This window comes from Streptococcus ruminantium (assembly GCF_003609975.1).
Lineage (GTDB): Bacteria > Bacillota > Bacilli > Lactobacillales > Streptococcaceae > Streptococcus > Streptococcus ruminantium.
In genome coordinates this window covers 1424249-1444069 of sequence record NZ_AP018400.1, presented here as the reverse complement: position 1 = coordinate 1444069, position 19821 = coordinate 1424249, and the positions used below count along the sequence as shown (strand labels likewise).

General features: G+C 35.6%; 19 protein-coding genes. 17 read left to right on the top strand and 2 right to left on the bottom strand.

What is annotated here, in order from left to right; translation table 11 throughout:
- Positions 1–27 precede the first annotated feature (27 nt).
- From cps2T to glf, 15 genes are all read left to right on the top strand, one after another.
- The gene (gene cps2T / locus SR187_RS06855) at positions 28–1203 is read left to right on the top strand and encodes a beta 1-4 rhamnosyltransferase Cps2T (protein WP_120171951.1); all 1176 of its coding nucleotides are present in this window, start codon (positions 28–30) and stop codon (positions 1201–1203) included.
- Positions 1200–2348, top strand: a complete 1149-nt coding sequence (locus tag SR187_RS06850) for a glycosyltransferase family 4 protein (protein ID WP_120171950.1) — start codon at positions 1200–1202, stop codon at positions 2346–2348. The genes cps2T and SR187_RS06850 overlap by 4 nt, the downstream gene beginning before the upstream one ends.
- 1 nt (position 2349) lies before the next feature.
- Entirely contained in the window at positions 2350–2991 is a 642-nt protein-coding gene (locus SR187_RS06845) for a DUF1919 domain-containing protein (RefSeq protein WP_120172489.1), read from the top strand.
- Between the two features lie 38 nt (positions 2992–3029).
- The gene (locus tag SR187_RS06840) at positions 3030–4028 is read left to right on the top strand and encodes an acyltransferase family protein (protein WP_160113881.1); all 999 of its coding nucleotides are present in this window, start codon (positions 3030–3032) and stop codon (positions 4026–4028) included.
- A 131-nt stretch (positions 4029–4159) separates the two neighbouring features.
- A complete protein-coding gene (gene wecB / locus SR187_RS06835) occupies positions 4160–5257 on the top strand; it encodes a non-hydrolyzing UDP-N-acetylglucosamine 2-epimerase (protein ID WP_120171948.1) in 1098 nt (365 codons plus the stop codon).
- A gap of 11 nt (positions 5258–5268) precedes the next feature.
- Complete coding sequence (locus tag SR187_RS06830) at positions 5269–6258, top strand: Stealth CR1 domain-containing protein (protein ID WP_120171947.1); 990 nt, start codon at positions 5269–5271, stop codon at positions 6256–6258.
- 299 nt (positions 6259–6557) lie between these two features.
- Positions 6558–7406, top strand: coding sequence for a glycosyltransferase (locus tag SR187_RS06825; RefSeq protein ID WP_120171946.1), 849 nt, complete (start codon positions 6558–6560; stop codon positions 7404–7406).
- Between the two features lie 149 nt (positions 7407–7555).
- Positions 7556–8707 (top strand): hypothetical protein, encoded by a 1152-nt coding sequence (locus SR187_RS06820; protein ID WP_145981835.1) that lies wholly within the window; start codon positions 7556–7558, stop codon positions 8705–8707.
- Complete coding sequence (locus SR187_RS06815; RefSeq protein ID WP_120171944.1) at positions 8691–10169, top strand: flippase; 1479 nt, start codon at positions 8691–8693, stop codon at positions 10167–10169. The genes SR187_RS06820 and SR187_RS06815 overlap by 17 nt, the downstream gene beginning before the upstream one ends.
- Entirely contained in the window at positions 10169–11008 is an 840-nt protein-coding gene (locus SR187_RS06810; RefSeq protein ID WP_120171943.1) for a glycosyltransferase family 2 protein, read from the top strand. Before SR187_RS06815 ends, SR187_RS06810 begins: the two co-directional genes overlap by 1 nt.
- Before the next feature lie 16 nt (positions 11009–11024).
- A complete protein-coding gene (locus SR187_RS06805; RefSeq protein WP_160113880.1) occupies positions 11025–11858 on the top strand; it encodes a LicD family protein in 834 nt (277 codons plus the stop codon).
- Positions 11859–11884: 26 nt separating this feature from the next.
- Positions 11885–13402: an NTP transferase domain-containing protein gene (locus SR187_RS06800; RefSeq protein WP_227989888.1), complete on the top strand. Its 1518-nt coding sequence runs from the start codon at positions 11885–11887 to the stop codon at positions 13400–13402.
- A 16-nt stretch (positions 13403–13418) separates the two neighbouring features.
- Complete coding sequence (locus tag SR187_RS06795; protein ID WP_120171940.1) at positions 13419–14336, top strand: DMT family transporter; 918 nt, start codon at positions 13419–13421, stop codon at positions 14334–14336.
- A gap of 15 nt (positions 14337–14351) precedes the next feature.
- Positions 14352–15047 carry an NTP transferase domain-containing protein gene (locus tag SR187_RS06790; protein WP_120171939.1) on the top strand — a complete coding sequence of 232 codons (696 nt, stop codon included), beginning with the start codon at positions 14352–14354 and terminating at the stop codon, positions 15045–15047.
- A gap of 316 nt (positions 15048–15363) precedes the next feature.
- Positions 15364–16470 carry a UDP-galactopyranose mutase gene (gene glf, locus SR187_RS06785; RefSeq protein ID WP_120171938.1) on the top strand — a complete coding sequence of 369 codons (1107 nt, stop codon included), beginning with the start codon at positions 15364–15366 and terminating at the stop codon, positions 16468–16470.
- A 388-nt stretch (positions 16471–16858) separates the two neighbouring features.
- On the opposite strand, the gene SR187_RS06775 is transcribed toward glf, so the two are convergent.
- Together SR187_RS06775 and SR187_RS06770 are read right to left on the bottom strand one after the other, a co-directional pair.
- Positions 16859–17404 carry an NADPH-dependent FMN reductase gene (locus tag SR187_RS06775; protein ID WP_024532606.1) on the bottom strand — a complete coding sequence of 182 codons (546 nt, stop codon included), beginning with the start codon at positions 17402–17404 and terminating at the stop codon, positions 16859–16861.
- A gap of 157 nt (positions 17405–17561) precedes the next feature.
- Positions 17562–18005 carry a MarR family winged helix-turn-helix transcriptional regulator gene (locus SR187_RS06770; RefSeq protein WP_120171936.1) on the bottom strand — a complete coding sequence of 148 codons (444 nt, stop codon included), beginning with the start codon at positions 18003–18005 and terminating at the stop codon, positions 17562–17564.
- 133 nt (positions 18006–18138) lie between these two features.
- Between SR187_RS06770 and SR187_RS06765 the strand changes: the two genes are divergently transcribed.
- Positions 18139–18636, top strand: coding sequence for a cell wall elongation regulator TseB-like domain-containing protein (locus SR187_RS06765; protein WP_120171935.1), 498 nt, complete (start codon positions 18139–18141; stop codon positions 18634–18636).
- Positions 18633–19814, top strand: coding sequence for a pyridoxal phosphate-dependent aminotransferase (locus SR187_RS06760; RefSeq protein ID WP_024532609.1), 1182 nt, complete (start codon positions 18633–18635; stop codon positions 19812–19814). Before SR187_RS06765 ends, SR187_RS06760 begins: the two co-directional genes overlap by 4 nt.
- Positions 19815–19821 lie beyond the last annotated feature (7 nt).

Below are 19821 nucleotides of genomic sequence, written 5' to 3'. Positions count from 1 at the left end.
GACTAGATATTTTTAGAGAAAGGTACTATGAGGTCAGTTTATATCATTGGTTCCAAAGGAATTCCAGCTAAATATGGAGGCTTTGAGACCTTTGTCGAAAAATTAACAGAATATCAACAATCTAGCGACATAAAATACTATGTGGCGTGTATGCGAGAAAATTCAGAAAAGTCTGGGATAGAAGAAGATTACTTTGAGCATAATGGAGCAACTTGTTTTAATGTATATGTTCCCAAAATTGGACCAGCTCGTGCTATTTATTATGACATAGCTGCTTTGCGAAAAGCAGTTCTACTGGCTAAACAAAAAAATGATGTTGCTCCTATTTTTTACGTATTGGCATGTAGGATAGGACCATTTATTCAGTATTTTAAAAAGGAAATTGAGAAAATAGGTGGGAAGCTATTTGTCAATCCAGATGGTCATGAGTGGTTAAGAGAAAAGTGGAGCTATCCAGTTCGTCGCTATTGGAAGTTATCTGAACGTTTAATGGTAAAACATGCCGATTTGTTAGTATGTGATAGCAAGAATATTGAAAGATATATTCAGGAAGATTATAAGAAATATTTACCGAAAACAACTTATATCGCATATGGTACAGATTTGTCACGCTCGCAATTTACACCTACTGATAAAGAGATAAACGATTGGTTTCACGCAAATAATATCAAGGAAAATGGATATTATTTAGTTGTTGGTCGATTTGTTCCAGAGAATAACTATGAGACCATGATTCGTGAGTTTATGAAATCAAACTCAAAAAAAGATTTTGTATTGATTACCAATGTTGAACAAAACGCCTTCTACAATAAGTTGAGGAAGGAAACGGGGTTTGATCAGGATCCAAGAATTAAGTTTGTAGGCACAGTCTATAATCAAGAACTTCTAAAATATATTCGAGAAAATGCTTTTGCATATCTTCATGGACATGAAGTAGGAGGGACCAATCCTTCACTTCTGGAGGCATTGGCTTCAACGAAATTAAATCTCCTTCTGGATGTAGGTTTTAATCGTGAAGTTGGAGAAGATGGTGCGATTTATTGGAACAAGGAAGATCTTAATCAGGTGATTGCAGAAGCTGAGCTTTTGACTGAAGAAAAAGTTATAGAATACGATATAAAGTCAACACAAGAGGTTGTGAATAGATTTTCTTGGAAATTCATTGTTGACGAATACGAAACATTGTTTAAAGGACAGAGATGAAGAGAATTTTATATCTCCATGCAGGAGCTGAGCTTTATGGTGCAGACAAGGTTCTTTTGGAGCTGATAAAGGGATTGGATAAGCAGGAATTTGAGGCACACGTCATTTTACCGAATGATGGGGTATTGGTTTCGGCACTTCAGGATGTAGGCGCAAAAGTTGAAGTCATGGACTATCCTATTTTGCGTCGTAAGTACTTTAATCCAAAAGGAATCTTGGAGTATTTTACATCGTATAGTCGTTATTCTAAACAAATTGCACAATATGCTAAAGCAAATCATATTGATCTAGTTCACAATAATACCACTGCCGTTTTAGAAGGGATCTACTTAAAAAGAAGATTGAAATTACCTCTGTTGTGGCATGTTCATGAGATTATTGTAAAGCCAAAAGTAATCTCTGACTTTATCAATTTTTTGATGGGGCGCTATGCAGACAAAATTATAACAGTATCAGAAGCTGTGGCTAGTCATATAAAAAATTCTCGTTTTATAAGCGATGAGCAAGTCAGTGTTGTCTATAATGGTGTGGATAATAATGTGTATCATCCAATGAATGATCAGTCGGTTCGTCAGAAATTTGGTATCAGCACCTCTGCACTTGTTATTGGAATGGTTGGTCGTATCAATGCTTGGAAAGGGCAAGGGGATTTTTTGGAAGCAGTTGTTCCAATTTTGGAACAGAATCCAAAAGCTATTGCTTTTATAGCCGGTAGTGCCTTTGATGGAGAGGAATGGCGGGTAAAAGAGCTAGAAGATAAAATCTCAAGCTTATCCGTTGCCTCTCAGATAAAACGAATTGATTATTATGTCAATACAACGGAACTTTATAATATGTTTGATATTTTTGTCCTACCAAGTACCAATCCGGACCCTCTTCCTACTGTAGTTCTTGAAGCTATGGCTTGCGGTAAGCCAGTTGTAGGTTATCGACATGGTGGTGTCTGTGAAATGGTAAAAGAAGATGAAAATGGACTCTTAGCTCAGCCTAATCATCCGAAGGAGTTGTCAAAGATCATTGAAGCCATGTTAATAGATGATGTGCAGCGAGCAACTTTTGGAAAAAGTTCTATAGATCGCCAGAAAAAACTTTTTTCATTGGAAAGTTACATTGCTAATTTTTCAAAAATTTACAAAGGTTTATAATATGAATATAGAGAAAATAAAGAATAAACTAAAACCGATTATTTATCCTATTATCAATTTTATCCCACGGAAACGCTTAAGGAACAAAAAGTTTACCATCATCTGTGATAACTGTTGGGCTGGAAAGGTCTACCAAGAGTTGGGACTTCCTTATCAGACACCATTTGTAGGAATGTTTATTTTCTCACCTGATTACATTAAATTACTTAAAAATTTGGAACATTATTTGAGATTTGGGGGAGCAAGTTTAAGGTTTGTGAAACAATCTAAGTATATTTCGGATTTTAATCAAGCTTATCCGCTGGCTCTTTTAGATGATATTGAGTTACACTTTTTACATTATAAGAGTGAAGAAGAAGCTGCTGAAAAGTGGCAACGCCGCTTAGCACGTATCCATTGGGATAATCTATATTTTAAATTTAATGATAATGATCAATGCAATTATGATCTGATGAAAGAGTTTGAAAAACTGCCATATAAGAGTAAGGTTATTTTCTCTTCAAAGAATTATGAAGATTTACCCTCTTTGGTACATTTTAAGTCAAAGGAAAAAGAAGGTCATGTAGGTATTGATTTAAAGATTTACCATCGTTATTTCAATGTAGTAAACTGGCTGAATAAAGGTGGGACGGATTTAGGATAGTTTTCAGTAAGTATTTAGAAAAATTGATGGGAGAAGGAATGATTTTAACGCAAAAAGAAAGCCAAGTGTTGAAAGGGATAGCAATTTTATTGATGCTGTTTCATCATTTATTTGCGTTTAAAGAACGTATACCTAATGATATGGTTTTTTCAGATTTGACAGTTATCATAGCAAAATTTGGTAATCTTTGCGTCCCAATTTTCTTGTTCATAAGCGGTTATGGTTTGGCTAAGATAAACAAGAGAACTCATGCTGATTTTGGAAATAGAATAAAAAAATTTTTTCTGCATTATTGGTTGGTCTTCCTAGTCTTTGTTCCGTTATGCTTATTAGCCGGAAACATAGAAATTACTCCTTTGAATTTCATTTTCAATCTATTTGCTTTAAAAACTACATACAATGGTGAATGGTGGTTTGCGACCCTCTATACTCTCCTTCTGCTGGTGGTCCCTTACTTTTATAGATTGTCAAGCAAGAGTATTCTAATATTAACTTTATCCATTACAGTAGCTCATTTTATCTTATATAGAGTCTTACCAGCAGAAATCCTATATTTCATTCCAAACTTTACTCCTACTATTGCTTTTGGATTGGGGTTTATTACTGTTAGGATTGAGCCAATTATCTCAAAGAATCTAGAGAATTACCTTAAAAAGTTTGATAATCCACTAGGAATAATGCTTTTGTGTACCATTTTTTTACTGCTAGTCATAATCGGAGCACGTGTACCTAGTTTTATGAATATAGCTTGTCCTGTATATATTTTATACTTGAAGCATATATATATATATATATATAAGATAATCAATGTCAATTGGTTAGAAGGATTATTGGTGAAATTAGGGAATCGTAGTCTCTTTATGTGGTTGACACATAGTTTCTATTGTTATAAACTGATTCCCCATATAATTTATTTTACCGAAAACGCAATAATAATTTTTCTATTGCTGGTATTCATCTCATATATGACGGCAGTAGTATTAGAATGGTTATATCGGCTTTTGTTCAAGTTTTTTAATTGGAGATGGGTATCATAGGATACGATTTCAGCTTTTATATTTTTGTAAATTTTCTAACTATTGAAACAAATTTCAAATTTTTATATACGAAGAAATCGGATAGATGCACTTCTCTAATATTCTAAATATCAGAGTCAAAAGGAGCTACTATGAAAAAAGTAATGCTAGTTTTTGGAACTAGACCAGAGGCGATAAAAATGTGCCCCTTAGTTAATGTTTTGAAACAACATACACAGTTTGAAACAATCGTCTGTGTAACAGGGCAGCACCGTGAGATGTTGCAACAGGTCTTGGATGTATTTAAAGTAACTCCAGACTACGACTTAGATATTATGAAAGAAGGACAGACATTATATAGTATTACGACCAGTATCTTGGATAGGATTAAGCCGGTTCTAGAGAAGGAAAGTCCTGATATTGTTTTGGTTCATGGTGATACTAGTACTACATTTGCTACTTCATTAGCAGCTTTTTATTCAAAGATTAAAGTGGGGCATGTAGAGGCAGGGTTGCGAACTTATGATTTGGAAAGTCCATTCCCTGAAGAATATAATCGCCAAGCAGTCTCTATTATATCTGATTTTAATTTTGCGCCAACAGAGCAAGCAAAAGAAAATTTATTGCAAGAAGGACGCAGTTCAGATAAGATATTTGTTACTGGAAATACAGCTATCGATGCCTTAAAAACAACTGTCTCGAAAGGATATCATCATACCCTTTTTGATTGGGTAGGAGATTCAAGGTTGATTATGTTAACAGCCCATCGGAGGGAAAATATAGGAATACCGATGGAAAATATGTTTAAAGCAGTTAAGAGAGTTCTTGAAGAAAATGCTGATGTTAAAGTTATTTATCCTATCCATAAAAATCCAGTAGTTCGAGAAATTGCTAATAGAATCTTTGGTGATGAAACACGGATAAAACTCATTGAACCTCTAGAGGTCATTGACTTCCACAATTTTTTGAAGAAGAGTTATCTTATCTTAACTGATTCAGGAGGTATTCAGGAAGAGGCTCCTTCATTAGGGAAACCAGTTCTTGTCATGCGAGATACAACTGAAAGACCAGAAGGTGTTGCAGCAGGGACTCTAAAATTGGTTGGTACTGAGGAGGAGACAATCTATCATGAGTTTTCTGTTTTATTGGGGGATGAGATGGCGTATGCTAAAATGAGCCAAGCAAGTAATCCATATGGAGATGGAACCGCAAGTCAGCAGATTGTGGATGTATTGGTGAACTATCTTTAATTAGGTGAAAAATGACGGAAAAGATCGATTTTGTTGTTACTTGGGTGGATGGATCAGATCCTAAGTGGCAAAAACAAAAGCAACATTATATGTCTGAAGAAGATAAAGGGCTAAATAGTGTAGCTCGTTATAGAGATTGGGAAATTTTTAAGTACTGGTTTCGAGCAGTTGAGAAACATGCTCCTTGGGTAAATAAGGTTGTATTGATTACCGAAGGTCATGTACCAGAATGGCTCAATATCAATCATGAGAAATTATTGTTGATTAAGCATTCGGATTATATTCCACAAGAGTATTTGCCGACCTTTAACTCAAATGTAATTGAGTTAAATATTCATCGTATTGAGGAGTTATCAGAACATTTTGTGCTCTTCAATGACGATATGTTTATTAATAAATCAGTTGGTCCAGAAGACTTTTTCAGAAATGGTTTGCCAACGGATGTGGGAGTTTTTAGTCCCCAAGTTCCTAAAAGTGGAGGGATTGCTTCTATTTCTTTAAACAATATTGAGGTAATCAATGATTATTTCAATACACATCAGATTTTAAAAGAATGGAACAATAAATTTTTTCGTCTTTCTTATGGTAAACATTTACTCAAAAACTTCATTGTTCTTCCATGGAACAGCGTCTTGGGATTCTACGACCATCATTTGCCAGTAGCATATAAAAAATCTACATTTAAACATCTGTGGAATCTGGAGGAGCAGAAGCTCAGACAAACAAGTCGAAATAAGTTTCGGACAAAAAGTGATATCAATCATTGGCTAATGAGATACTGGCAATTGGCAAGTGGACAGTTTACTCCACGTTCAGTACATTTTGGAAATTACTATAGCATATTTGATGAATTGAATAAAATTATCAGTGAATTGAGAAATCCTAAGTACCATTTAATTTGTTTGAATGATGGAGAAGAGATTTCTGATTTTGAAGAAGTAAAGCAGAAAATAGCTAAGTCATTTGCAATAAGGTATCTAAAAAGTCTCTTTGAAATCTAAGATAGATTATTAGTATTTTACAGGAAAAAATGAAAAAAATTACTATTGTGCATTGGGGACTTTGTCAAACCCTCCTGTAATTAGTTTAATTGAAATTTATTAAATCAAAATCTAGCTGTTGATTTGATAAGTCTGACAGAAAATGGAAGAGTACCAAATGAAGTTACTCAAATAGTAATTTAATTATATTTACCTTCCTCTAATATTTCTTCTGGTTTCTGCCAAGGCTGAAAAGATTATTTTTGATAAAAAATTCTTCGTCAATTAGTGAGAGAATCAATGAATGATTCAGATTTGTTATGGACTACTACGATATAGCGATTAAAATGCTTGGGAATGAACTGCTAAAGTATAAGCATGTGATGCAGTTAATGGAATTAGTTGAGCGCTTTCCATTGTTTTTAAATTCAAAGCATTTTGACTTTCCTATTGATAAATTTGCCAAATTTGCCCATAAGGTGGTAGTACCTGATTTAGATAGAGCTTACATTCAACAAGCATGGTGGAATTTAAAAGAGCTACCAGTTGTCTTACCCAATAAACCGTATAGAATACCCGAGACTATTTCTTTTCCTAAGGAGACAGTTGAAGCTCTGGAGAAGATAAAATTGGAGAAAAGAAAGATTCTTCTCTATTCAGGGATTATCACACCAGAAAGAAATATTGAAGATTTTGCTGAAGCTATAAGAGAGAAGTCTGATTATTGCTTATATATAATAGGTTTGATTAAAGAGAAGGAAGAAGAATTTAAAAAATTTCTTGATGAAAATAAGCATGTTGTGTATCTAGGATACCATAGTGCACCTTCACATTTAGAGTTTATTAAATATGCCCATGTTGGGTTAACTCCATATATACCCACCAAATCTCACTTGCATCCTGCTATCAATGCTTTGTATTGCGCACCGAATAAAGTTTATGAATATAGTGCTTTTGGAGTGCCTATGATTGGTACCAATGTATTAGGCTTATTGCGTCCATTTGAACAGTTTGGTATTGGAAGGTGCGCAAAGGAAATGACTGTCCCAGAAATTTTGAAATGTATAGATTATATTGACGCTCATTATGAGGAAATGAGCCAGAATTGCTTGGATTTTTTTGCAAAGGATGATTTAGATCAAATTGTTAAAGAAATCATAGAGGAATAAAAATGCTTAGACTTTCAACCTTTAATAAATTTATTGTTTCAGTCTTTGTACTACTAATGCTAGGGGCATCCAGATTATTTCCTGAGGAGATAATCAAATATAATGTTCAGTTAGCTATAATCGTCGTACTATCTATTATCTTGTGGAGTATGACGCTACGAAGTAAGGAAACGAACTTACAAAATGAAGTTCGTTTTTTAAACTATTATTTTGTTTTATATGTCATCGCAATTGCGATAACGATATATTCATCAGCCAAGTATGGCTATTCGATGGATACTATTTTAAAAAACGTAGTACTTCCATATTCTTTGCCATTGGCCTCGTATGGAATAGTCCTTGTGTTCAACAATGATAAATCCACTGTGCCATTACTTTCTCTTGTATCAAAGTTTGTAATTGCCATGTTGGTTTTGCGGATGTTCAGTTGGGTGATGTATAACTTTAGAGGTGCCATCTTTTTCCCGCGTCTATTGCTCCAATACGAAGGCTGGATACGGGATGGTTTTCAAAGGGTGGAGGCAGGTATGTTATTTGGTGTAGCTCTGTCTTACATAACTGTCCAATCCATGCAAAGGAGTATTCGAGGGAATATCCACAAGCTCCTCTTGATTTTCATGCTTTTATTTTTGCTAGTGGTTACTAGGGTGAGATTTCAAACGACCCTTTCTTTAGCTTCCATTGTAGCTGCCTACGTCTTCAGCAAATCAAACACAAGAGGAAACTTTATTTTTAAATTACTTTCATTCAGTTTAATAGGTATATTTTTTCTGTACAATTATCATATTATTGAATCATTCTTCTCATTGATTTCTAGTCAGGGACAGTATGGAGAGTCTACATTGGTTCGTTTCCAAGGAGTTAGGCATTATTTTTTATTTATGAGTCAACAACATGCCTACTTTGGATTGGGATTTTTAATAAGAGGAAATCCAATAGTGGAAGCGATGATGGCGAGAAATCAGTGGAGTATTTATTATTTGGATGATTTAGGCATGTTAGGGACAGTTGTTCAATTAGGCTTATTTACATTGATAACTCATGGACTTGTATTCGTGAAAGCAATTCGTGTATTGCTGAAAAGTCGCTATCTAAAAGATCAGTCTTATTTTGCTTTTCTCTTGTGTTTGACAGTTTATCTCATCGGTTCCAATCTTTTCTTAAACATGTTTGACGGTCAGAGGATATTCGATGTGCCCTTCTATCTTGCTATTTATAGCTTTATGGGAGTACAGATTAAAAAACAGATAAGCATGGATAATAAGGAAGTGAGCAAGGAAGTTTATGGAAGAGAAATTTGAAGTTAAATCTGTTAAGTTTAATTTTTTAATGAATGTCATTTTAAAAATGTCAGGAGTAATTTTTCCACTGATAACGTTCCCCTATGTATCTAGAGTTTTATTTAGTGAGGCGAATGGAAAGATAGCTTTTGCAACATCTGTTATTGGCTACTTTTCTTTAGTTGCCTCCATGGGAATTCCCTCCTATGGGATTCGAAAATGTGCAGAAGTCCGTGATGATAGGGAACGATTATCTAAGGTGGTAAAAGAATTACTGATTTTAAATTCTATCTTTACATTTTTATCATATGTAGTCTTTGCAATCTTGCTCATTATAGTTCCTAAATTTGCAAGTGAGACTCCCTTATTCCTAATTACCTCTATTACAATTATTTTTAATATGTTGGGGGTAGAATGGTTTTATCAAGCCATTGAGCAATATCAGTACATTACTATTCGTAATATTACTTTTAAGATTGTATCAATCCTTCTAATGTTTATACTGGTTCATGAGCCTGCTGATTATGTCTTATATGCGGGGATAAATGTTTTAGCTTCTGTCGGATCTAATATCTTAAATGTGATGAGATTATCCCGTTATGTAGAGCTGCGAGGTGTAAAGGTTCAGAAATATGACCTTTATATTCATCTTATGCCAATCATCACCCTATTTTTATATAATGCAACAACAGTAATTTTTACAAGTCTCGATCAAGTTATGCTAGGTTTTTTGACTGAAGATGCAAGTGTTGGTTTTTATTCAGCAGCAATTAAAATAAAGAATATTTTAGTTAGCTTAATAACAGCCTTAGGAGCTGTTATGTTGCCGAAGATTTCTTATGCTTTAAAAAATGAAAGTCAGACAGATTTCAATCGAATGATTACGAAGTCGTTCAATTTTATTTTTATTTCAGCGGTTCCTGTGGCTATGTTTTTCGCTTTGATGGCTAAAGAGATTATTCTTGTGTTAGCAGGAGAAACCTATGTGGATGCTATTTCGATCTTACAGTTCTTGATGCCTTCTATTATCTTTATTGGCTTGAGTAGTGTGACAGCTTGGCAATTACTGATACCGCTCGGAAAAGAAAAATATACCGTTATTGGAGCTGTTATCGGTGCAGGTGTGAATATTTTGGTTAATATCCTCGCTATTCCGCGACTAGATGCTGTTGGGGCTGCTTTGGCCTCTAGTTTAGCAGAATTAGCAGTGCTGTTGGTACATGCTAAGGCACTAAAAGATGTTCTACGAAAAAACTTTGAAGGTAGAGAGCTTATCTTATCTCTTGTAGGTACAGGTATATCAGCCCTAGCTACATGGGGAGGAAAGCTGTTAATAGTTAGCAATAGTAATTTCTTCATTTGCCTTTTGTGCGGTTTTCTTTTCTTTGGAAGCTATGGATTACTGTTGTTAATATTTAAGGAAAAACTGATTACCGAAGCTGTTCATCAGATCAAAGGTAAATTGAGACAAAGAGGAGTATAATGACAAATACCTGTGTGTGCATGATTTTAAATTATAATGATGCAGAAACTGTCAAAAAATTAGTAGAAAATATTAAAGATTACCCAGTATTTAGTCATATTTTGATTGTTGATAATTGTTCAACGGATGATTCGTATCAGGAACTGAAGGTGCTGGAAAAGGGAAACATCCATGTAATTAGAACAGATAAAAATGGTGGCTATGGGTATGGAAATAATTTTGGAACAAGGTATATAAAAGAGCACTTTAAAGCGAAGTATATCTTATTATCTAACCCAGATGTTGTTTTTTCGAATGAACTGATTGCTCGTTTTATTTTTTCTCTGAAGAAGGAGGAAAAACTTGCTTTGGTTTCAGCCATTCAGTTGGATATTCATGGTCAACCTATCCAAGATCTGGCCTGGAAAGTGCCAACGTCTTTTGAATATGCTATTTTGAATTCGGGTAAGCTATCGCGATTTTTTCCTACGAACCATCAATTAGATTATACTAAAGCTGAACAATTAGTTGATTGTGTTCCCGGAGCTTTACTGATGTACGATGTGGATAAATTTCTATCGGTTGGAGGCTATGATGAGGATATGTTCCTTTTTGGTGAGGAAACAACTCTCGGATTTAAGTTAAAAGGGAGTGGTTATAGCTCGCTGCTAGTCTTAGATGATTTTTATAGACATGAACATTCAGTCAGCATAAGCAAATCTATTCAACAAAAAAGTAAACAGTTAGAGCTTTTGTACCAAAGTCGTTTATTATTTATGAAAAAGTATCTTAAATCAAGTAAATTGATGTTAGCTTTGGCACGATTTTTCCAAAATAGAACCTTGAAAAGATTACGTTAAAAAGATGGGGAATGTTGTGAGAGAAGAATTTACGCTAGAAACAGTTCAGAATTTAGAATTTGGTATTTTAAAATATCTTAAAGAAATTTGCGAACAGTATTCAATTAGGTACTATTTAGCCTACGGTACCTTGATTGGTGCAGTTAGACACAAAGGTTTTATCCCTTGGGACGATGATATTGATGTTATGATGCCAAGGAGTGACTATAGGCGTCTTCTGAAAATCTTGGCAACAAATCCCCATCCCTATTACAAGTTAATCTCAGCTGATACTGATAGACGTTTTCAAGTACCTCTTCCTAAAATAGTGGATACTAGGACTATCTTGATACAAGATTACGATTTAATTGAACCAGTTCCATTGGGGGTATATGTGGATATTTTCCTTATGGATGGCTCAGGAAACGACTATGATGAAGCTATTCGCCACTATGATCGTGCATTTTTCAATTATAGATTGTGGAAAAAGTCACGTCTCAAGTTGTTTCCATCTTCTATGTCTCGTATAAGGGGGCTGTTAAGATGGATTAAAAACCTACCTTATATTGTTAAAGGAAGCCAATATTATATGGCACTGTTGGAGAAGCATAATACAAAATATGACTATGATGATAGTCTATATGTGGCTACTTATGAAACGGGAACTCAGGAAGCTAAAAAATGTATCTGGAAACAATCCGATTTTGGAGAGGGATGTTACTTGAAGTTTAACGAAGAGTTATTTCAGGTTCCTAAGGAATATGATAAGATTTTGACACTAGAATATGGTGAGTATATGATTTTTCCACCTGTGGAACAGCAGGTTTCTCATCATTCCTATAACCTAAAATGGAATGATGAGTTGCTATGATAGGGGAGAATATAGGTAGTATATCAATGAAATCAGGAAAAGATAGAAAATGCAACGCCATCATTCTTGCCGCAGGATTTGGTTTAAGAATGGTGCCTATCAATACAGATAGACCGAAGGCTTTATTGTCAGTTAATGGTGAGATCCTAATAGAGCGTCTTATTCGTCAATTACGAGAAGTAGGGGTTGAGGATATTTTCATTGTTGTGGGCTATATGAAAGAGAAGCTGACCTATTTGAAAGATAAGTATTCTGTCACTCTCGTAGAAAACTTGAATTATGGCGATACGAATAATCTGTACTCGCTTTCTCTGGTTGCGGAAAAAATTTCAGATAGTTTTATCTTGCCTTGTGATATTTGGTGTAGAAAAAATCTGTTCTCAAGCAATGAAACAGAATCTTATTATATGGTTTATGCAAACGATATGAAGGATAAAGAACTCCCCATGACCGGAGTTGCTTATATCACCCACGAGGATGCTGAAAGATTTAAACAGTCACTATCTACCGTTATAGAAAGTGATGTGAAAAAAACAGCGTTTTGGGAAGAAGTACTTTATGATAGCCAATCTTTATGGATAAAGTCTAGATCGGTTGCTACAGATAGCATTATTCAAATCAATACTCTTGAAGATTTAAGAAAACTGGATAGTAAATCGGAACATTTGCAATCTGAAGAGATTGATTTGATTTGCCAAACTTTGCAGGTTCATCCAGAAACTATTTGTGAGATTACTGCTCTAAAAAAAGGAATGACTAACCGTTCTTTCTTGTTTTCTTGTGAGGGGCAAAAGTATATTATGCGTATTCCTGGTGAGGGAACGGAGTTATTGATCAACAGGCAACAGGAAGCTTCGGTCTACCAAGTTCTGGATAATACAGATATATGTGATGATGTTGTATATATAAATCCAACAAGTGGATACAAAATTACTAGATTTGTGGATCATGCAAGAAATTGTGACGTAAATGATGTTTTTGATTTAAAAAAATGTATGTCCAAATTGAGAGAATTTCATGAATCGGAATACCAAGTTGAACATGAATTTAATCTATTTGAACAGATAAATTTTTATGAAACATTGCTAGAAGATACTAAATCTGTCTACAGTGATTATAATCAGGTAAAAAAACAAGTTTTTGATCTTTCCGATTACATTGATAAATATACTCAAAAAAAAGTTTTATCCCATATTGATGCTGTCCCAGATAATTTTCTAATTTATACAGAAAATGATGAAGAAGTAATTCGTTTAATTGATTGGGAGTATGCTGGTATGCAGGATCCTCATGTTGATATTGCCATGTTTTGCATTTATGCTCTGTATGATAGAGCACAAATTGATCAACTAATTGATATTTACTTTGAGGATGCTTGTCCTAAAGAAATTCGCTTAAAAATATACTGCTACATTGCGGTATGTGGTCTATTGTGGAGCAACTGGTGTGAATATAAGCGAAGTTTAGGAGTGGATTTTGGTGAGTATGCTTATCGCCAATATCAATATGCGAGAGATTTTAGCAGTATTTTAACAAATAGATAATATTTGGAGGAATTTGATGTCTAAATTGAAAGGAACAATTCAAGGTTTACTTTCAGGTATGTTCTGGGGGCTAGATACTTCGTTGAATGGTTTTGTTTTAACACTAGTGCCATTTATTCTTTTAGATAGTCGCCTTATTTCTGGAGCACTGCTGTTGGCATTTTTCCATGATTTGATTTCTGCTGTATTACTGACAATTAGTTTAGGTGTGAAGGGAAAACTTGGGGGAATTGGCAGTTTACTCCAAAAAAGAAGTTCCCAATTCGTTATGCTAGCTTCTCTGTTTGCAGGTCCTTTGGGAATGCGTGCTTATCTTTCAGCAGTTGAATTACTTGGTTCAAGTTTAACTGCGACAATTTCTGCTACGTATCCGGCATTGGCTGCTATATTAGGAGCTATTTTCCTAAAAGATCGCTTAAACAAACGTGGCTGGTTAGGACTAGGATTGACTATACTAGCTGTCATTATTTTAGGGTATACAAATTCAACACCTTTTAATAATCTATTTTGGGGCGTACTCGTAGTTTCATTATGTGTATTTGGCTGGGCCGCTGAAAGTGTGATTACTGCTTACGGAATGAAGGATGACATACTTCCAGAACAAGCCCTGTTCATTAGGCAGTGGACTTCAAGTATCGTTTACTTATTCTTCATGTTTTTTGAAGGCGATATTTTTTATAGTTTGACTCAGGTACTTACTTCGGTAAGCATTGTACTTATTATCATTTTAGCAACTATTGGAACGTTATCGTATCTCTTTTATTATTCAGCTATTGATTCAATTGGACCAGTCAAAGCGACAAGTCTGAATGTAACATATTCTCTCTGGACGGTTATCTTTTCTTTATTTCTATCGGGAGGGAACTTGGAGATGAAGTTAATCGCTTGTGGATTTTTAATCATTGTAGGTTCATCACTTATTATAAAAAATTAATTCTAGGGAGGAACTATGCGTGCTATTATTTTAGCAGCGGGAATGGGAACGCGGCTTCGACCATTAACGCTAACTACTCCAAAATCGTTGATTAAAATTGGAGATGAAACTCTTATTGAAAGGCAAATTAGGTTTTTAAAAGAAGTTAATATTGATGAAATTATTGTAGTGACAGGGTACCTTTCTGAGAAATTTCATTTTTTAGAAGATAAATATGGAGTAAGGTTAGTTTACAATGATAAGTATGATGTTTATAATAATCTTTATACGATGTATCTAGTTCGAGAGTACCTCCGTGATGCCTATGTAATTGATGCGGACAATTATCTTAGCAAGAACTTTTTGCATAATACAATGCAACAATCAACTTATTTTAGTGCCTACAAGACTAATTTTAAAAATGAATGGCTTTTAAAATGTAACTTTGACAATCTTGTTGAAGAGATAGTAGTGGCAAGTGGAGAAGGTTCAATTCTATCAGGTGTTTCTTATTGGACCGAGGAAATGGGCATACTATTGCGTGATATTTTGGAAGTAAAAGTTGAAAAGGGAGAGTTTACAGACTTATATTGGGATGATCTTGTGAAAAATAATTTATCTATAATAAAAGTTTATAAGGAAGAAATTCCAAGCAACTCTATTTTTGAAATTGACAGTTTAGAGGATTTAGAATGCTTGAAACGTTTTCTATCATCTAATGAAATCCAGTAAATTTAAAGTCTACAACTTCTTGTAGCCAATTAATAGTTTGATATTTTTTACCAATAGGACATCTTGTTCATATTATGCAGGTTTTTCATTAATTGAAGTTTGGTGAATTTGTATAACGTTTTGGGGAGACAAATATGTCTCCTCTTTCTCTGAGCTCAATTAGTTAAAATTTTTTCAATGTGTCATGGTATATTTTGTTTCATAACGGTATGCGATAGTGAGATATGGTATAATGGTGAATGATAAAAATAACATAGCGAGAAGTATCTTTAATAGTTTTCGTTGTATTTTATAAATAGGAATCTTAGAGGAAGCAATGTCATACGATTATCTAATTGTTGGTGCTGGTTTGTTTGGTGCGGTATTTGCACATGAGGCAGCAAAAAAAGGGAAAAAAATAAAGATCATTGAGAAACGAGATCATATTGCTGGGAATATTTATAGCAAGGAAGTTGAAGGTATTCAGGTTCATGAATATGGTGCCCATATTTTCCATACATCTGAGAAGGAAATCTGGGATTATGTGAACCAGTTTGCAGAATTCAACCGCTATACGAACTCACCAGTTGCCAACTATAAGGGGGAAATATATAATTTACCCTTCAATATGAATACCTTTAATAAACTTTGGGGTGTGGTAACACCGGCGGAGGCGGAGGCGAAAATTGCTGAGCAGCGTAGGGTTCTCGGTGGAAAAACACCTGAAAATTTGGAAGAACAAGCTATTTCACTCGTTGGTACGGACATTTATGAAAAATTGATTAAGTCTTATACAGAGAAGCAATGGGGAACATCCTGTACAGAGCTTCCTGCCTTTATCATCCGTCGCTTGCCCGTTCGCTTGACTTATGATAATAACTACTTCAATGATACTTATCAAGGTATCCCAATTGGTGGCTATACACAGATTGTCAAAAAAATGCTTGACCATGAAAATATTGACATAGAAACAGGCGTTGATTTCTTCGCTAACAAGGAAGAGTATCTTGCTAACTATCCAAAGGTTGTCTTCACGGGGATGATTGATGAATTTTTTGATTATGAGCTTGGAGAATTGGAATACCGTAGTCTTCGTTTTGAAACAGAAGTGCTAGATATGGACAATTACCAAGGAAATGCAGTTGTGAATTATACAGATAGTGAAACACCATTTACTCGTATCATTGAGCACAAGCATTTTGACTTTGGTAATCAGGCGAAGACAATTATAACACGTGAGTACTCTCAAACATGGCAGCGTGGAGATGAGCCGTATTATCCAGTAAATAATGACCGTAATAATCACTTATACACAGCCTATAAGAAATTGGCTGAGAAGCAAAAAAATGTTATATTTGGTGGTCGTCTAGGACACTACCGTTATTATGATATGCATCAGGTTATTGGTGCTGCCTTGCAGTGTGTGAGAAATGAAGTCAATTAAAAGTGATGTGTTAGGAAATTAGGCTATGAATGGAGGGGGAGCTCTCTAATTTAGCCTGATTTTTTTATTCAAAAAACTATAATATATTTGCTCTCTCTCTTTCTGAACAAAGAACTAGAAATTATATCTACTGCTTATCAAGAACAGATAAAAGCCCTGTCTCCTCCTAGCCTTGTTAGATGGGGATTTAATGAGCTATTGTTCTGTATGTGAAGTACAAAATGAGTCTGGGGCAAAAAGATTTTCAATTTTGAAAATCTCAATTATCAAGTCCTTTAGATCTATAATTGAAGAAAAAAAGCGAACAAAACTAGTTTTCTGACAATCAGAATCTTGGTTTGTTCGCTTTTTATATATGAGATTGGACGATTGTCCCAACCTCTTTTATTTATTGAATAGCTGCTAATAAGTCAAGAGCTTGTTTTTCAAGTTTTGCGAGGGTTTCTTCGGACAATTCCAATGTACCAGTGCCCCATGCTTCTGGATTGATGGTTGAACCTGTGAACTCACCGACAATTTGAGTGCGGATGAAGGGGAGCAGGTGTTGAAAATCTTTAAATAGGTGGTCATGTCCACTGTTTGCGACTGCCGATACAGTCGTAATTTTATCTTGAAGGATGGATGGACCTTTTGGATCTGACAAATCAAGTGAACGGCTGAGCCAGTCTAGGGCGTTTTTGACAATGCCTGGTATAGCATAGTTGTAGACTGGAGAGAAAATCCAGATGGCATCAGCGGTACCCACTTGTGCACGAAGCTCAGAAATTTCAGGGAGAACCGGTGTTTCACTATCTTGATTGAATAAGGGAATTTTAGCAAGGTCAATATAAGACACTTCCGCCTTGTCGGTCAGGAATGCTTCTGCTTTTTTTGCCATTTGATGGTTAAAAGAGCCTTCACGTAGTGAACCAACTAAGAATAATACATTTGCCATAATGGTATTTGTCTCCTTTTGAAAAGATAAATGTATGGTTTGTAAAAATCAACCGCTGGAGCTGCCAACTTGACAGAATACCTCCTAGCTCTAGCTATCCTCTGATTTTCACTGAGTATTAGTATATCGTATTTATCTCTTGTTGACAATGCTGGACTTACTGCTTCTTGAATTTTTTAAGAATCCTAGCTAGTTGCTCTTGTTCTTCTAAGCTAAGGACAGAAAAAATTTGCCCGATATGGTCGTAGTGTTCAGGCAAGATATTTTCTATGGTTTTTCGTCCTAATGGGGTAAGGCAAATTAGTGAGGCGCGGCGATCGTTTGTATCAACTGTTTTAGAAATATAACCATCTCGAATCATATTTTTGATAACAACAGTCATATTACCAGAGGTACTTAGCAACTTATCAATTAAGTCTTGAATGCGTAAATTTCCTTTGTTATAGAGCGCTTCCATTACTCCGAATTGGCAGACTGTCAATCCATGTTTTTTTATGGTTTCCAATTCAGACTTTGAGATGGTATTGGCAGCTCTGTGGAAGACGACTAGGCTATGGAGTGCCTGCTTGTTTTCGTGTAAAGATTGTTCAACAGTTTTCATGAGAACATTTTAGCAATAAATAGTTCGCTTATCAAGCAAAAAAAGCAATATTCCTCTTTCTTGTACTACATGGAATGAAAATTATCTTGTAAGAATGGAAATCTTGCCTAAGTTATAGTATAATAAGGCTATTATGGAAAAAAAGATTAGTCAACTTTTGGAGGCAATGTCAACGAAGAAAGGGCAGTTATCGGTCGGTTCGTTCATTCTCCTTAGTGTCATTACTTTTTCGATATTTGTCATCTGGGATCTTGCGGCTAAGCCCTTTTCTGATGTGCGTTACCATGCTATTGCAGTGGCTAGGAAGTATGCGGATTTACAGTTTGTCAAAGATTTTTCTGTCTATAATGGGACGGAGACCTATTTTAGTCTGCGAGGGTCGACAAGTAAAGGTGAGTCAATCGCAGTTATCGTTCCAGAAGCAACAAATACTGTTTACGTTTATACACTAGCAAATGGTATTTCAGAAAGCCAAGCGCAGGCTATTGCTCAAAAAAATGGAGCAGGAGAAAGGGAGCGTATAGTCCTTGGATATAGAGATGGTAAGCCGATTTGGGAAGTTAAATCTGGCACCGCCTATTATCTAATTGAATTTGAAACAGGAAACTTTATCAAGAAGGAGGGGTTATGAGCAGGCTTTCAAAGCGTGTCCTAGACATGGAAGAGAGTGTAACACTGGCAGCAGGAGCACGTGCTAAGGCTCTGAAAGCCGAGGGGCGTGACATTTTAGAGTTGACTTTGGGAGAGCCAGATTTTGTGACTCCCAGAAATATTCAGGAAGCAGCCATAGCATCTATAGAAAGTGGAAGGGCTAGTTTCTATACAGTGGCTTCCGGACTTCCAGAGTTAAAGGATGCGGTCAATACTTATTTTGAGAACTTCTACGGTTATTCTATTGATCGAAATCAAGTTGTTTTAGCGACGGGGGCAAAATTTGTTCTCTATGCTTTCTTTGCAGCAATCCTCAATCCTGGTGATGAGGTGATTATTCCAACCCCCTATTGGGTATCTTATGCGGATCAGATTAAGATGAACGAAGGTGTGCCTGTCTTTGTTACTGCGACAGAGGAGCACAATTTTAAAGTAACAGTGGATCAGCTAGAGGCAGCTCGTACAGCTAATACTAAGGTTTTTCTTCTCAATTCGCCATCAAATCCGACAGGAATGATTTATAGTCGTGAGGAGCTTGAAGCTATTGGTAATTGGGCTGTGGAACATGATATTCTGATTCTGGCGGATGATATCTATGGTCGTCTGGTCTATAATGGTCACACCTTCACACCGATTTCCAGTATCTCAGAAAGTATTCGCCAGCAGACAATCGTAGTCAATGGTGTAGCTAAGGCATACGCTATGACAGGTTGGCGGGTTGGTTTTGCGGTCGGTAATCCTGAGATTATTGCTGCTATGAGTAAGATTGTCGGCCAAACGACTTCAAATTTGACAACCGTCGCTCAGTACGCGGCTATCGAAGCTTTTACAGGTCCGCAGGATGCAGTAGAAGCTATGCGACAAGCTTTTGAAGAGCGACTCAATACGATTTATCCCTTGCTTGCAGAGGTTCCTGGATTTGAAGTAGTCAAACCAGAAGGGGCCTTCTATCTATTTCCGAATGTGAAGAAGGCTATGGAAATGAAGGGATATACGGAGGTGACTGAGTTTACGACAGCCATCTTGGAAGAAGTCGGAGTGGCAATGGTTACGGGTGCAGGTTTTGGTGCTCCTGAAAATATCCGTCTCAGCTATGCGACAGATATGAGTACCTTGAGAGAAGCCATTACTCGTTTGCATACATTTATGAAAAATTAAAAAAAGA